The organism is Coriobacteriia bacterium, assembly GCA_013336165.1.
Classification (GTDB): Bacteria; Actinomycetota; Coriobacteriia; order Anaerosomatales; family JAAXUF01; genus JAAXUF01.
Genome location: JAAXUF010000006.1, coordinates 14,306 through 28,774, shown reverse-complemented (window position 1 = coordinate 28,774; position 14,469 = coordinate 14,306). Strand labels below are relative to the sequence as shown.

The 14,469-nt window shown below is 57.1% G+C and carries 10 protein-coding genes; all 10 read left to right on the top strand.

Annotated features, from left to right (window positions below; translation table 11 throughout):
* Window positions 1-137: 137 nt before the first annotated feature.
* Window positions 138-740: a DUF4956 domain-containing protein gene (locus HGA39_05840; protein ID NTW28870.1), complete on the top strand. Its 603-nt coding sequence runs from the start codon at window positions 138-140 to the stop codon at window positions 738-740.
* The gene (locus HGA39_05835; protein ID NTW28869.1) at window positions 737-1,549 is read left to right on the top strand and encodes a polyphosphate polymerase domain-containing protein; all 813 of its coding nucleotides are present in this window, start codon (window positions 737-739) and stop codon (window positions 1,547-1,549) included. The genes HGA39_05840 and HGA39_05835 overlap by 4 nt, the downstream gene beginning before the upstream one ends.
* 16 nt (window positions 1,550-1,565) lie before the next feature.
* Window positions 1,566-3,362, top strand: a complete 1,797-nt coding sequence (locus tag HGA39_05830) for a carbohydrate-binding domain-containing protein (protein NTW28868.1) — start codon at window positions 1,566-1,568, stop codon at window positions 3,360-3,362.
* Window positions 3,363-3,593: 231 nt separating this feature from the next.
* Window positions 3,594-4,997, top strand: a complete 1,404-nt coding sequence (locus HGA39_05825) for a helix-turn-helix transcriptional regulator (protein NTW28867.1) — start codon at window positions 3,594-3,596, stop codon at window positions 4,995-4,997.
* Between the two features lie 50 nt (window positions 4,998-5,047).
* Window positions 5,048-6,571, top strand: a complete 1,524-nt coding sequence (locus HGA39_05820) for a helix-turn-helix transcriptional regulator (protein ID NTW28866.1) — start codon at window positions 5,048-5,050, stop codon at window positions 6,569-6,571.
* 550 nt (window positions 6,572-7,121) lie between these two features.
* Entirely contained in the window at window positions 7,122-9,365 is a 2,244-nt protein-coding gene (locus HGA39_05815; GenBank protein NTW28865.1) for a molybdopterin-dependent oxidoreductase, read from the top strand.
* Window positions 9,366-9,698, top strand: coding sequence for an oxidoreductase (locus HGA39_05810; protein NTW28864.1), 333 nt, complete (start codon window positions 9,366-9,368; stop codon window positions 9,696-9,698).
* 85 nt (window positions 9,699-9,783) lie between these two features.
* Window positions 9,784-11,088, top strand: a complete 1,305-nt coding sequence (locus HGA39_05805) for an MFS transporter (protein NTW28863.1) — start codon at window positions 9,784-9,786, stop codon at window positions 11,086-11,088.
* Window positions 11,089-11,448: 360 nt separating this feature from the next.
* Window positions 11,449-12,732, top strand: a complete 1,284-nt coding sequence (locus HGA39_05800; GenBank protein NTW28862.1) for an MFS transporter — start codon at window positions 11,449-11,451, stop codon at window positions 12,730-12,732.
* A 49-nt stretch (window positions 12,733-12,781) separates the two neighbouring features.
* A complete protein-coding gene (locus HGA39_05795) occupies window positions 12,782-14,464 on the top strand; it encodes an FAD-dependent oxidoreductase (protein ID NTW28861.1) in 1,683 nt (560 codons plus the stop codon).
* The last annotated feature ends 5 nt before the right edge of the window (window positions 14,465-14,469 follow it).

Here is a 14,469-nt window from a genome sequence, read left to right as displayed (position 1 = left end):
ATCCCTCGCGGTATACAAGAACACTCCCCTCAGGGGACGCGGCAGTCGTGAGCCGACGCTAGCATGAACGTACCGGGATTTGGCGTGGGCTTCTTTGCTCTCGGCGCAAATACTGTTCACAGACTCGGGGGCCTGCAATGGAACGCTTTTTTCCTTTCGTTTTGGATCTACTGGCGATTGTCATCATGACGTTCGCCCTGTATTTCCCCAGGCATCGCCGCAAGGACATGGTGGTCTCCTACCTTGGCGCCAACATAGGCGTTGCGGCGGTAGCCGCGATTCTTTCGTCGTCCACGGTCGCCGTCGGCTTGGGACTCGGTCTGTTCGGTATTCTGTCGATCATCCGGCTTCGATCGGACGAGTTGAACCAGCCGGAGGTAGCCTACTATTTCGCGTCACTTGCACTCGGTCTGCTCGCCGGAGTTTCGGTCACTCCGCTCTGGCTGAGTCCCGTGTTGACGGGAGCCATACTCCTGGCGCTCTTCATCGGCGATCATCCGCGGTTGTTCGCCCGTCACCGGAACCAGATCATCACGCTTGACGCCGCTTTCACCAACGAAGCGGCGCTGATCCGACATCTGGAGGAACTTCTCGGCGCCACGGTGCACGTCGCCATCGTGCGGAAACTGAACCTGGTGAACGAGACAACGGTGGCCGAAGTGCACTATGAGTTGCCTAGGCAGGTAGACGAGTATGTCGCAGAGCAGCACGGTATCCGAGCGACTGAAGGCAGGTCATGACCTCGCACTCGCTGACGGAGAGCATCTGGGAACTGGACGCCGTCGACCTGTCGGCACTTGACCGTGCGGCCGCTCTCCAGACTCGCAAGGACCGAAAGTACATCGTGCCCTCCAGCGTGCTCGAGGAGGCGATCAGAGAGATGGGCCACGAGATCAGTGCTTTGACGATTGATGGCAAGCGCATGTTCCGTTACGAATCCGCCTACTTCGACACGCCGGATCTCCACTCGTATCTCGCAGCGGCATACGGCCGTCCCAGCCGTTTCAAGGTGCGCACCCGAACGTATATGGACAGCGGGAAGTGTCTCCTTGAGGTCAAAGCTCGTGAGCGCACGGACTTGACCGTCAAACATCGGTGCCCGTATCCGTTGGAGGATCGTTCCCGTCTTACGGCTGAGGGACGCCTCTTCATTGAACAGTTCAATCCCGTGGCCATGATCAGCCGAGATCTCCGGCACACCCTCACCGTGCGGTATCTCCGCACTACGTTGTTCGAAGCTGCCTCGGCAAGTCGCGTGACCGTCGATACAGAGATCGAAGCAATCACGCACGACGGCAGGCATCTTAGGCTGCCGAGTCTGGTGATCGTTGAGACGAAGACCTGCGGTGCACCGAGCAGGTTTGACCGCAGGCTGTGGTCGGCGCACTGCCGACCAGTGAAGGTCAGCAAGTACTGCACGACACTTGCGGCTATCGATCCCTCTCTCCCCGCGAACAAGTGGAGCCGGGTGTTGCGCTCACACTTTGACTCGCTGGGAGATGACGAGGCCTGCCGTGAGCGGGTGTCGGCACGCTCGTTGACTGCATGAACGGAGGAATACGAGAATGAGACTGCGACGGCTTCTATCGCTTCTGATCGGCATCCTGATGGTGCTTGCGCTTGCCGGGTGCGGCTCGCAGGCTAGTCAATCGGCCTCCTCGGCTGCCGAGGCAACGGCGACCGTGAGCGCCGAGAATGCCGCGACTCATGACGACCCGGCCGACTACACGTGGAACGAAGCGAGCGTTGTCGATATCGTCCTCAAGGGCACCTCGATCTCAACGAATGCCGCAGGCGCGGCCGTCAATGGCAGCACAGTAACACTGACCGCCGCCGGGACCTACCGGTTCACCGGTTCACTTTCCGACGGACAGATCGTCGTTGACACGAAGGACAACGCGGTCGTTCGCCTGATCCTGAACGGCGTCGAAATCACGAATGCGGACGGTCCCGCCATCCTGGTCTCCAAGGCCGAGAAGGTCGTTGTTGCCTTGGCCAAGGGAACCATGAACCGCCTTGCCGATAGCGCGTCATACAAGACCACCACCGCCAACTCGGATGAGCCCAACGCGACGCTCTACAGCACGTCGAATCTGACGATCTTCGGCGACGGGTCGCTGACGGTCGATGCCAACTACAATGACGGCATAGCCAGCAAGGACGGGCTCATCATCGCCAGCGGCACGATCACGGTCGATGCGGTTGACGACGGTATCCGCGGCAAAGACTACCTCGTCGTCAAGGACGGGAATCTCAGCGTCACTGCCGGCGGTGACGGCCTCAAAGCCGACAATGCCGAGGACGCGACCAAGGGGTATGTCTCGGTAGCCGCCGGCAGTATCACCGTCAAGGCAGGAACTGACGCGATCGACGCCGAGACGGACGCGATCGTCAGTGGCGGAAAGCTCACGCTCAATTCCGGCGGCGGGAGTGGCGCCAAGCTCGGCCAGGATGTCTCGGCCAAGGGCATCAAGGGAACCGTCAGCGTCGCGATCAGCGGCGGAACGATCGGAATCGACTCGGCCGATGACGCCATTCACTCCAACAACGCTGTCGTTATCGGTGGCGGTACGGTTACGATCGCTACGGGGGACGACGCCGTCCACGCGGATTCCGCGCTGCAGATCGACAACGGTGTAGTCAACGTCACACGCTCCTACGAGGGCCTCGAGAGCGCGAACATCACCATTAACGGCGGGGAGATCCACATTGTCGCGACGGATGACGGCATCAACGTCGCGGGAGGCAACGACGGTTCCGGGACGGCGATGACCGGCGGCGCTCCCGGAAACGACCGCTTCGCCCAACGCGGTGCAGCTGGTGCTGGCGCCGGTACCGGTGGTGCCGGCGGCGGCGAAGCGGTCGGCAACTACTACCTCACCATCAACGGCGGCACGATCACCATCGACGCAGAGGGTGACGGGCTGGACTCTAACGGCTCTATCACCATGACCGGCGGCGTCGTAGTCGTGCACGGTCCAACCCGGGGCGGCAACGGCGCCCTCGATGCGAACGGCACATTCAACATGACGGGCGGCACGCTGGTCGCTGCGTGCTCCGACGCTGGGATGGCCGAGAGTATCACTCAGCCGTCATCACAAGCGGCGGTCTACCTGAAGACGAGCATCAAAGCCGAGACCCTGATACACCTCGAGACGGCTGACGGGAAAGATGTGCTGACGTTTCTCCCCACCAAGAACGTTGCAGTCTTAGTCTTCTCTTCACCGGATCTCGTGTCGGGCACGGCGTACAACGTGTACCTCGGTGGCAACGCCAGCGGAGCGAGCCTCGCGGGCCTGTATCAGAGCGACGCATACACTCCGGGCACCAAGACGCTGTCCGTCACAGCGAAGACGCCGTAGCCTCGCCGCCGACACCCCTCAGGCCGCTTCGAGGGAAGGGTGTGCGTCAGGATCGACAAGAGGTTCAGCAGCATCAACCAGGGCCCCGGACGTATTCACAAAGTCTGAGGGATCAATCACAATGACCAAATGAAACCGCTGTCATCAGACGATGAAACGCGCAACACCATTCATTCTGGAAGTCAGGAACCCAGTCAGACTACTAGAACGGTTACCACTGTCCAAGACCTCGTGGGGGTCGCCGGATTCTCCCTGTATCTGACATGGCTGTTCCTCATTCTCGTCAATACACTGCTGATGAACTCCGGCATTCCCAGAGACTCGGCGGTCGGTGTGATCGCCTTCTTCTTCGCGGGAGAAGTCGTGGCGAGCGGCTTTGCGTGGGCGCTGTCCAAGCGTCTGATGTCGGTGTCGGGGATCAGGATCGTAGTCGTCGTTGCGGCAGTTCTCACGCCGATGTGCGGCGTCAGTATGTTTCTATGGAGCGCCGACGAGACCCTCTTGAGAGGTATATGGTTTCTTGCGGGGTTCGGAGCCGTATGTCTCCTTTGTCTTTGGGGGATCTTCCTCTCGCAGCTGAACCACAGGCGGGCTGTCACCTATCCGGCAGTAGCCATGTTTGCCGAGGTCTTCCTCCTGCTAGTCGTGCTGCATTTCTTCAAGGTAGAGACCCTCAAAGTGACGATGATTGTGCTTCCGTTGCTTTCGAGCGCTCTGTTCGCGAGATGGATCTATCGTTCGAACCTGGAATACATAGTCTCCTGCTACTGCATCACAAGACCCCCTGCATGGAAGTCGTTGCTGCATTCTTCGTCGGCAATGGTCGCCAACGGGTTTCTACTCGGATTCGTCATATTCGCCATCTCCGTTACAGCTCTGCCCTCAGTCAGCGTGATCGTACTGGTTGCCATGCTCGCAGCGGCGCTGTTCAAGATATATGACGCGTCACACCAGGAATGGTTTGAAGTCAGCGAATTGATCAAGGAAATAGCGCCGACCGCTGCGATAGGGCTTCTGCTGCTTCCGATTGTTGATCAACAGTATCGGGTGATTCTTCTCGCTATCATGATTCTGGTCGCCACTCTGAACGAAATCGTATGCTGGTCGGCCGTTGCCCAGTACATGCATGTCTATCAATTGGTCCCGTTTGCAAATATGGCATTTGGACGAATTGGTGACATAGTTGGACTTGCATTGGGGTACTTCTGCGCATACACCGTTCTCGGCACGTCCTTTGAAGGCGCTATCAGGTTGCCGATTCTGCTAGATATTGCTGTGATAGCGCTGATCTTCATGCAGGCGTTCTTCTTCAGAAACAGCTACACACCATTTACCGAGCACCCCGTTATGGATCACGATTTCCCAAGTCCAAAGAATGATTCGCAGCATGCTGGATATTGGAAGATGAAGTGCGTCGGCTTCGCGAACTACTATCAGTTGAGCCGACGTCAACAAGAAGTCTTGGTCTGGCTGGCGAAAGGGCACTCAAGGGCGTCTATCGAAAAGACGATGTTCATCTCAGGTCACACGGTCAAGGCTCACATCTACAGCATCTATCGCAAGACCGACGTGCACACGAGGCAGGAACTCATAGATGCGATAGAGAAGTTCCAGCTCGATGATGAAGAGGAATAGGGGACCTCGGACGTATTCACAAAGTCTGGGGGATGAATCACAATGACCGAATGAAACCGTTGTCATCAGACGATGAAACGCGCAACGTCATTCTCCCTGGGAGTCAAGAACCCAGCCAGAACACCGGAACCATCGCCACAGTCGAAGACCTCGTGGGGGTCGCCGGATTCTCCCTGTATCTGACATGGCTGTTCCTCATTCTCGTCAATACACTGCTGATGAACTCCGGCATTCCCAGAGACTCGGCGGTCGGTGTGATCGCCTTCTTCTTCGCGGGAGAAGTCGTGGCGAGCGGCTTTGCGTGGGCGCTGTCCAAGCGTCTGATGTCGGTGTCGGGGATCAGGATCGTAGTCGTCGTTGCGGCAGTTCTCACGCCGATGTGCGGCGTCAGTATGTTTCTATGGAGCGCCGACGAGACCCTCTTGAGAGGTATATGGTTTCTTGCGGGGTTCGGAGCCGTATGTCTCCTTTGTCTTTGGGGGATCTTCCTCTCGCAGCTGAACCACAGGCGGGCTGTCACCTATCCGGCAGTAGCCATGTTTGCCGAGGTCTTCCTCCTGCTAGTCGTGCTGTACTTCTTCAAAATTGAGACCCTCAAAGTGACGATGATTGTGCTTCCTTTGCTTTCGAGCGCTCTGTTCGCAAGATGGATCTATCGTTCGAACTTGGAATACATTGTCTCCTATTACTACTTCACAAGACCTCCTGCTTGGAAGTCGTTGCTGCATTCTTCGTCAGCAATGGTCGCCAACGGGTTCCTTCTTGGATTCGTCATATTCGCCATCTCTGTTACAGCTCTACCTTCAGTCAGCGTAATCGTGCTAGGAGCCATGCTCGCGGCGGCGTTGTTCAAGATCTATGACGCTTCACACCAGGAATGGTTTGAAGTCAGCGAATTGATCAAGGAAATAGCGCCGACCGCTGCGATAGGGCTTCTGCTGCTTCCGATTGTTGATCAACAGTACCGGGTGATTCTTCTCGCTATCATGATTCTGGTTGCTACTGTGAACGAAATAATATGCTGGTCGGCCGTCGCCCAGTACATGCATGTCTATCAATTGGCTCCGTTTGCAAATATGGCATTTGGACGAATTGGTGACATAGTAGGACTTGCATTTGGATACTTCTGCGCATACACCGTTCTCGGCACGTCCTTTGAAGGCGCTATCAGGTTACCGATTCTGCTAGATATTGCCGTGATAATACTGATATTCATGCAGGCGTTCTTCTTCAGAAACAGCTACACACCGTTCACCGAGCATCCCGTTATGGATCACGATTTCCCGAGCCCAAAGAATGATTCGCAGCATGCTGGCTATTGGAAGATGAAGTGCGTCGGCTTCGCGAACTACTACCAGTTGAGCCAGCGCCAACAAGAGGTCTTGATCTGGTTGGCGAAAGGACACTCAAGGGCGTCTATCGAAAAGACGATGTTCATCTCAGGTCACACGGTCAAGGCTCACATTTACGGCATCTATCGCAAGACCGACGTGCACTCGAGGCAGGAACTCATAGATGCGATAGAGAAGTTCCAACTCGATGATGAACAAGAGTACGACGTAGAAGCTTGGTAGCCTAGCTGCGACATAGGTGACAGTTCGCCGTAAGGGAGCGAATGGACGTTTTCGTCCGGCAGCCTGAGTCTGGTCAGCACCGTGGGGAGGTGCCAGCTCAACGTAGGGCACTCTCCAATCCAGTGTGGGCGGCCATCGACTGTCGCTGACAACGGAACCCGCGGGGGAACGTCGACTATGGTAGCCCCGATGACCTCGCGCACTCTAGCCAACCTAGTCAGTTGGTGCTTACGTTAGGCTTATAGAACGTAAGGAGTACCCGAAATGGGGCTAGGCCGATTGGGCTAATGGCTGTTTTGTCCGTTTCTTCGCCCCATTCTCGTGAACGTTTGGCTGCTGCGCCTGATGCGCATGCCTCATCGCGCGCCGTACCGTTCCCACTGCAACCACTTCGACCAGTTTGAGCATCCGCGAAGGTACGCGAGTTCGTTCTAGAGAAACGCAGGACGAAGGCGGGAAAGGGATGTGTACGACGGATGTGGGATGGCCGAGTCGCGTTGGATGAGTGAGCCAGCAAAGAAGAGAATCGTGTAAGCGAAAGGAGTTGAGAATGGGCAATCTTAATCTACCGGTTTCGTGGCAAGAAGACGGCTATACGGTAACTAGGACGACCCACTGGTCGGCACCTGGGTGCCACGCAGGTTGCGGCATCCTGTGCTATGTCAACAACGAGAATGGCGTACTGGAGAAGGTCGAGGGCGACAAGGAGAATCCGTTCAACCAGGGGCGCCTCTGCCCAAGGTGTGTAGTCCTCCCCGATATCGTGAACAGCCCCGATCGCCTGCTCTACCCGATGAAGCGCGACCCTTCCCAGCGCGGTAACCCCGATGCGTGGGAGCGGGTCACTTGGGACGAGGCACTGGATCTCATCTACGACGAGATGACCAGGCTTTCAAACGAATATGGCGCCCACACCCTCCAGACCTTCTGCGGAACCGGTCGCGATATCCTGTGGCAGGTTCAGCGTCTGGCCTATGCCATGGGCACGCCGCACGTCGAAAGCTATTCGTCCGGCCTGGCTTGCTGGATGCCGCGTCTGGTCTCCTACAACGTCAGCACCGGCGCCTATATGATGCCCGACTGCTCGGAGATGCATGAAGACCGCTACGATAACCCCGAGTTCAAGATCCCCGAGGTCATGGTCGTTTGGGGCTGCAACCCCGTGGCCTCGAACTCAGACGGATTCTTCGGCGACTGGATTGTCGAGGTCTTGCGCAGGGGCACCAAGCTCATCGTCATCGACCCGCGCCTGACATGGATGGCCGCTCGCGCGGACATCTGGATTCAGCCTCGTCCGGCAGTCGATTCGGCCATCGCCATGGCGATGCTCAAGGTCATCATCGAGGAGGACCTGTACGACCATGAGTTCGTCGATTTGTGGACGTATGGTTTCGAAGCGCTCGTCGAGCGCTGCGCGGAATACGACTTCGACGACCTCTGCGAGAAGGCTTGGGTGCCGGCAGATAAGGTCCGCGAGGCCGCCAGAGTCTTCGCAGCCGGCCGCTACTCGTCAGTTCAGCTGGGTCTCTCCTTGGACATGCAGCGAAACGGCATAGGCGCCGTGCGCTCCATCATCTCCATGCTCACAATCTGCGGCGACATCGACCAGCCGGGCGGACAGGTCTTCGCAGGGGCTCCCTTTGACTTCCACTACTTCAGCTGGGGCTACAAAGAGCTGCCCGAGGATGTTCAGAAGATGGTCGTTGGATACGATGAGTACCCGTTCATCAGAATGGGCATGGTGCTCGACCAGCCTGACCTTGCGGTCGTTCAAGCCGAGACCGAGGAGCCTTATGGCTTCACGGGCGCCATCATGATGGGCACCAACCCTCTGGCCTGCATGAGTAACGCGGACTTGAACCGTGTGTACCCTGTGCTTCAGAAGCTGAAGTTCATTGCGGTGGCGGACTACAGGCTCACCCCCACCATCCAGATGCTCGCAGACGTTGCTCTTCCGTGCGCCATGAGCGTCGAAAAGTTGGGTATGATCGCCAAGCGCACCGGCGCGTTCGCCATATCTCCCATCGCCGGTATGACTCCAATAGGCGAGCCGAAGAGCGATGCCGAGATCGTATGGCGTCTGGGCAAGCGCTTCAACGAGAAGATGTTCGATTTCGACAGCGTCGAGGAGATATTCGACTTCCTCGTTCAGAAATCCGGTCTGACGTGGGCTGAGATTCGCAAGCAGCACTGGGCGTACGCCGGACAGCCCTACCAGCGTTACGAAAAAGGACTGTTGCGCGAAGATGGCCAGCCGGGCTTCAACACTCGAACCGGGCGTATCGAGCTCTACTCGTCCTTGGCCGAGGATATCGGAGACAACGCGCTGCCATACTACGACGAGCCCTACTACAGCCCCTACACCACTCCGGAGCTGTACAAGGAGTACCCGGTCATAACCATGACCGGCACGCGCAACATTTACTACTTCCACTCTGAGCATCGTGATGTCGCGAAGCTACGCGAGATGCAGCCCGACCCGCTGGTCGAGATGAACGACGAATGGGGCAAGGAGCAGGGCTTCCGCGACGGAGACTGGGTGTGGGTGGAGAACAAGATCGGCCGTATCAAGCATCGTGCGAAGCTGACCCCCATCGTCCTGTCGGGCATGGCAAACGTCAACAGCGGTTGGTGGTTCCCCGAGATGGATCCGCACGAGGATCCGATGTACGGCGTCTGGGACGTGAACCCGAACCTGCTCAGTGAGCTCGGTCAGCAAGGGCCGACCGGTTTTGGCGCCGACGTCAAAGCTCTGCTCTGCAAGATCTACAAGTGCGAAGAGGGGGAGTTTTAGATGTCACGCAACGGAATCCTGATCGATTATGAATGGTGCTCCAACTGCCACACCTGCGAGGTGTCTTGCAAGGAGGAGCACAGCATCCCCGAGGGCAAGTGGGGGATCAAGGTCTTCGAGGTCGGTCCTTGGAAGATAGACGACGAGAAATGGCAGCTCAAGTACGTGCCGATTCCCACCGACCTTTGTGATCTTTGCGAGGATCGGACCTCCAAGGGCAAACTGCCCTCCTGCGTGCACAACTGCTACACCGGTGTCATGGAATACGGCACCGTGGAGGAACTCTCCAAGAAGCTCGAGAAGAAGCCGTCACAGGTTCTCTTCGCTCTCTGAAAGGCTCGGCAGCTTCTCGTTTTGCCCGAAGCGAGAAGCTGCCGTAGACCCAACAAGAACTTCTCAACTAAGGAGATGTGAGCAAGTGACAGAACAGGTACAGCAAAAAGGGATTCACTTTGCTATGTGGATCTTTGCTGGCTGCTGCTGCCTCGGCGCCTCTGGCATGGCGCTCGTCAGTAGCATTAAGGGCATCTACATGCTTCCAGGGTCGCAACACATGGGGATCACTGCCACTCAATGGTCGCTCTGGGTAGTGGCCCTCGGTCTCACGCAGATAGTCAGCTTCCCCGTGTGGGGACAGCTCATGAAGAAGCACTTGAGACTATCACTCACCGTGGCGGCAATCCTCGAGATCGCTGCTATTCTGCTGTTCACGGTCGTGCACAGCGTCGCAGGAGTTATCGTCATCGGTATCCTTCTCGGTATCGCGATACCCATGACGTTCCTCTTGTCAATACCGGCGCTCATCACGAACTGGTTTGCTCCAAAACAACGCGGCAGGTTCCTCGGAATTGCCATGGCATTCTCGGGAGTCGGTACCTTCGTATGGGCACCCCTGTTCACGAGCTTCTTGAAGACCTACGGCTACAACACCACGTACTACATCAACGCACTCATCTTCGCGGTGCTCGTTCTTCCGTGGTGCTTCGTCATGAAGTTCAGCCCCTCCGAGATTGGTTTGAAGCCGTTTGGCTACGATCCAAACTACAGCCCCAAAACGCGCAGTGAATATGGCATGAATGCGGTAAGCGCGATGAAGACGCCGGCATTCATCCTGATGTTCTTGGTCATCGGTCTCACCGCAATCGGCATGGGGTTCATGAGCATTTTGCCAGCCATGTCGAAAGAGATGTTCAAGGGCACGGCTATGGCCACTAGCGCTGCAGCAATCGGCGCGTGGATGATCTCCATGGCAGCCATCGGCAACATGGTTGGGAAGGTATTCTTCGGCTTCCTTGGTTCGCTGTTGGGTCTCAGGAAGACCATGTATTTCTTCTTCTTCTTGTTCATCATGTCGTTCGTGACTTGGCTTTGGCTTCCGGGCAGCGTCATCCCCATGTACGTTGGTGGATTCCTGCTCGGCACCCACAACGGGATTACCGGAGTCGGCAACCCAGAGATCACTCGCGAACTCTTCGGCGGGATGGCTTACGAGAAGATCTACTCACGCCTGTCGATTGCGAGTGCGATTGTTGGCGGGTTCTCGACGACAATCATCACCGCTCTTGCGGCGAAGCTTGGAAGCTACACCCAGGCCATGTACGGAGGCATCGTTCTCGTTCTGATTCTCGCCTTCTTGGCAACTCTCGCTATGCGCCACATGGGCAAGCTGGAGTGGGATAGCGTGCCAGAGGAAGATGCCGCTGTTCCCGCAGCTCGGGCGTAACGGTTCTAACACGGCAGCCTCTTCGCACCTCTCCGCGTCGGGCGGTGGAGAGGTGTGAGGGGGCACCGAAGTTTCAGCTGCCGAATCATCAAAGTCAGTGGCGAAAGCCGAAGACGAGGATGCATCTTCAAGAATGGCATTGGGATGGAAAGAATAGCCGGTCGTGTTGTCGCACGGGGGCCAACTCCCGATCTGAGGATGAGGGCTGCTGCAGCGCTTGAGAGCCGACCTATCACCTGATGTTCTCTGCAACTGCCCTGGCTTCGACGGGCGCGCAATACCACTCACTTCACAACACAACGAGAGTGCCGAGAGTGCAGGTAGATTAATGTGATTAATGCTGCGATGCGACGTCAAAGGATGCACTACGGTTGGTGGATAGCCGGCGGAGGGTTTCTTACTCAGATCATCTTAGTCATCGCACTGCAAGCTCTTCCTATCAATCTCAGTGTGGTAATTCCGGCTTTGCAGATCACTACCGGTCAAGCCGGAATGATCGTGTCGGTCTATGGACTCTTCTACGCCGGTACATCCTTCGTGTGGGGTTCTCTGGCCGACAAGGTCGGTCCGCGTCTGACAGTGACTATCGCTAGCGCAGTCGCCTCACTGGGACTGATCTTGTTCGGCGCCGTGGCAAATAGCCTGACTACTGCGATGTTGTGCTATGCAGTTGCCGGTTTCGGTGTAGCCGGTATCTACACGGCTACCATGCCTAAGCTCATTGGTGCCTGGTTCGTCGCGAGCAAGCGTGGCAAAGCCATGACCGTTGTTACCGTTGGCGGCTCTATTGCCGGTATGTCAATCGGTATTGTGATTCCGCTAATGACCGGAAGGTACGGATGGCGTACTTGCTTCTTGATTCTCGGTTGTGTTGCCCTAGCGTTCTCACTATGTCTCTATGCGATAGTCAGAAACAAACCATCAGACAAAGGCCTTCTTCGGGTGGGGGCTACTGATGAAGACCGTGTAATAGAAGAAGCGAAAGTTGCTAAAGGAAAGAGCGATAAAAGAAACAAGTATGTCGTAGTAATGAAGCAAATGATTACTTGGAAACTGATCATCGCTTTCGACCTGTATCAACTTGCATTCATGATAGATACCACGTTCACTGCCCTGACGGTAGTCAGGGGCGGATTCACTGCTCTCGAAGGTGGTATTGCGGTCACCGTAGGCTCCATCGCAACCACCATCGGCATGTTCTTCTGGGGGCCATTGTGTGACAGGATGGAAAGAAAGAACGCTATGGCCCTGGCATGTCTGTGGTGGGCGGTATTTGCGCTCGTGTATCCTTTTGTCTGGGCAACGCATTCATTGCCGGCAATCCTTGCCATTGTGTTCGTCATGAACCTTGGCCAAGGCACCATGCCGGTTGTGCTGAGTCTGTTCTCAGACTACTACCCTCAAGACATCAGGGGGACAGCCAACGGGTTCATATCAAGCGTGGGGTTGTTTGGACGCTTCTTGGGCCCAGTGATCGCAGGCCTGCTAGTTGATGCCACCGGCGTGTTCTCTTCAGTCTATGTGTTTGAAGGAGTGGCTATTGCCCTCGCCGCGGTTGCCGCGTTCGCACTTCCAAACTTGAGGAAAACGAACATGCCGAGGGAGTGTCCGCCAACAGACGAAGCCATATTCCCCATGGACTGAACAATACGGAGATGCATCACTTCTGGACTGCGGTGAAGGGACGAGATGGATGAGCCAGGACATTGGCAGTGACCTTGTGAAAGACGCCCTTCGAACTGCCGAGGCTGCTGCAACTGGATTGACGATCGATTCGGCCGGCTGTGCGCAATCCGCCACTCCCGCCGCGGAGACCGTCACGTATCCGAAGGGTTTCACTGCCGAGGACTACGCGAACTCCCCCGTGATACTCAAGCCAATCACGACGTTCGCCGAAGAGAAGACGTATGACATCGTTGTGGTGGGAGCCGGGACCTCCGGCATGCCGGCGGTCCTGACCGCGCTGGAGGAAGGCGCGAAGGTTGCCTGCCTTCAGAGGGAGTCCGTGGCGGGTGCGCAAGGCAACGCTGGCGCGGGGCTCATTCTGGAAGAGAGCACGGAGCTGGGAATCCTGAGGTGGATCCAAGGATACCGGGAGGCGTGTTCATATCGGTGCAACCTTGGCTTGGCGGAGTTCTGGGCACGGCACTCGGGTGAGACCTTGGCTTGGATGGACTTGCAGAGCGCGGCTGCGGGGTATCCTCCGGTCAAGGGGAGCACGGTTCTCGCAAAGAAAGAAACCGCGGACGGCAGCTATGTGACAACGGCCATGCACACCTGGGGAACCAAGCCGGAGAGCGTCTGGCACCTTGTTCTTGCGATGGCGGAATACGCCAAGAAACTGGGCGCTGAGATGTTCTACAGCACTCCGGCAGTGCAACTGGTCAAGACAGGCGACAGAGTCAGCGCCGTCATCGGCAAGAACGCGAGCGGCGCCTACATCAAGTTCAACGCGAAGAAGGCCGTGATTCTGGCCACCGGTGACTACCAGAACAACAAGAGCCTGGTCGAGCGCTACTCACCCGATCTCGCATTGTTCGCACCCAAGCAGTTCAACAAGACGGGAGACGGCATCCTGTTGGCGGCCGGGGTCGGTGGGGGAATTGTCCCCGTCCCCCACACCAAGCAGATGCACGACATGGATGCGGCCCCGATGACGATGACGTCTCTTCCCTTCATGGCGGTGAACCAAGACGGCGTGCGCTTCATGAATGAAGAGATCCCGATGATCAACTGGAACCTCCCGCTTCGCTATGGGCCGGGCGAGGACAAGGGAAGGTTCTGCCGCATCTTTGACAATGACTACACCAAGACCGCCGTCGGGTGGGGCCCTCCGCCAACGAGCATCGCGGCCATGCAGAACTACATCCCGGGTGCTGTTGCCAGCCCCGTCGGCGTGAAACCCAAACTCATCGACACGCATGTGGCCAACACCCTCGACGAACTGGCAACGAAACTCAAGATCCCCGCGGAAGCTCTCAAGGCCAGCGTGCAGCGCTACAACGAACTCTGTGAGACCGGATTCGACGAGGACTTCGGCAAGCAGAAGAAGTACTTGGTCCCCATCAAGACGCCTCCGTTCTGGGGCATCCGTCAGTGGGTGAGGATCACCGCGACGTGCGGCGGCACTGTTGTCGACAAGAACTACCAAGTGGTCGATATTGCCACCAAGAAGGCCATCCCCGGTCTGTACTCTGTCGGCTGGGGTGCCGGAGATCTCACCGGAGGGATTGACTGGCCCCTCTATCAGGGCGGGATGTCTATTGGCTCATGCCAGACATCGGGCCGATATGCCACGATCCATGCGATGAAGGGGAATTTCACCCCCGCAAAGCCCGCAAAGTGGAGTGACGTGAAGGCCTCCTACGGCAAGTAACTGAC

What these genes read in the sequence shown, in the direction of transcription:
- HGA39_05840 (NTW28870.1), top strand. Translation starts at nt 138, where the DNA reads ATGGAACGCTTTTTTCCTTTCGTTTTGGATCTACTGGCGATTGTCATC.
- HGA39_05835 (NTW28869.1), top strand. Translation starts at nt 737, where the DNA reads ATGACCTCGCACTCGCTGACGGAGAGCATCTGGGAACTGGACGCCGTC.
- HGA39_05830 (NTW28868.1), top strand. Translation starts at nt 1,566, where the DNA reads ATGAGACTGCGACGGCTTCTATCGCTTCTGATCGGCATCCTGATGGTG.
- HGA39_05820 (NTW28866.1), top strand. Translation starts at nt 5,048, where the DNA reads ATGAAACCGTTGTCATCAGACGATGAAACGCGCAACGTCATTCTCCCT.
- HGA39_05815 (NTW28865.1), top strand. Translation starts at nt 7,122, where the DNA reads ATGGGCAATCTTAATCTACCGGTTTCGTGGCAAGAAGACGGCTATACG.
- HGA39_05810 (NTW28864.1), top strand. Translation starts at nt 9,366, where the DNA reads ATGTCACGCAACGGAATCCTGATCGATTATGAATGGTGCTCCAACTGC.
- HGA39_05800 (NTW28862.1), top strand. Translation starts at nt 11,449, where the DNA reads ATGCACTACGGTTGGTGGATAGCCGGCGGAGGGTTTCTTACTCAGATC.
- HGA39_05795 (NTW28861.1), top strand. Translation starts at nt 12,782, where the DNA reads ATGAGCCAGGACATTGGCAGTGACCTTGTGAAAGACGCCCTTCGAACT.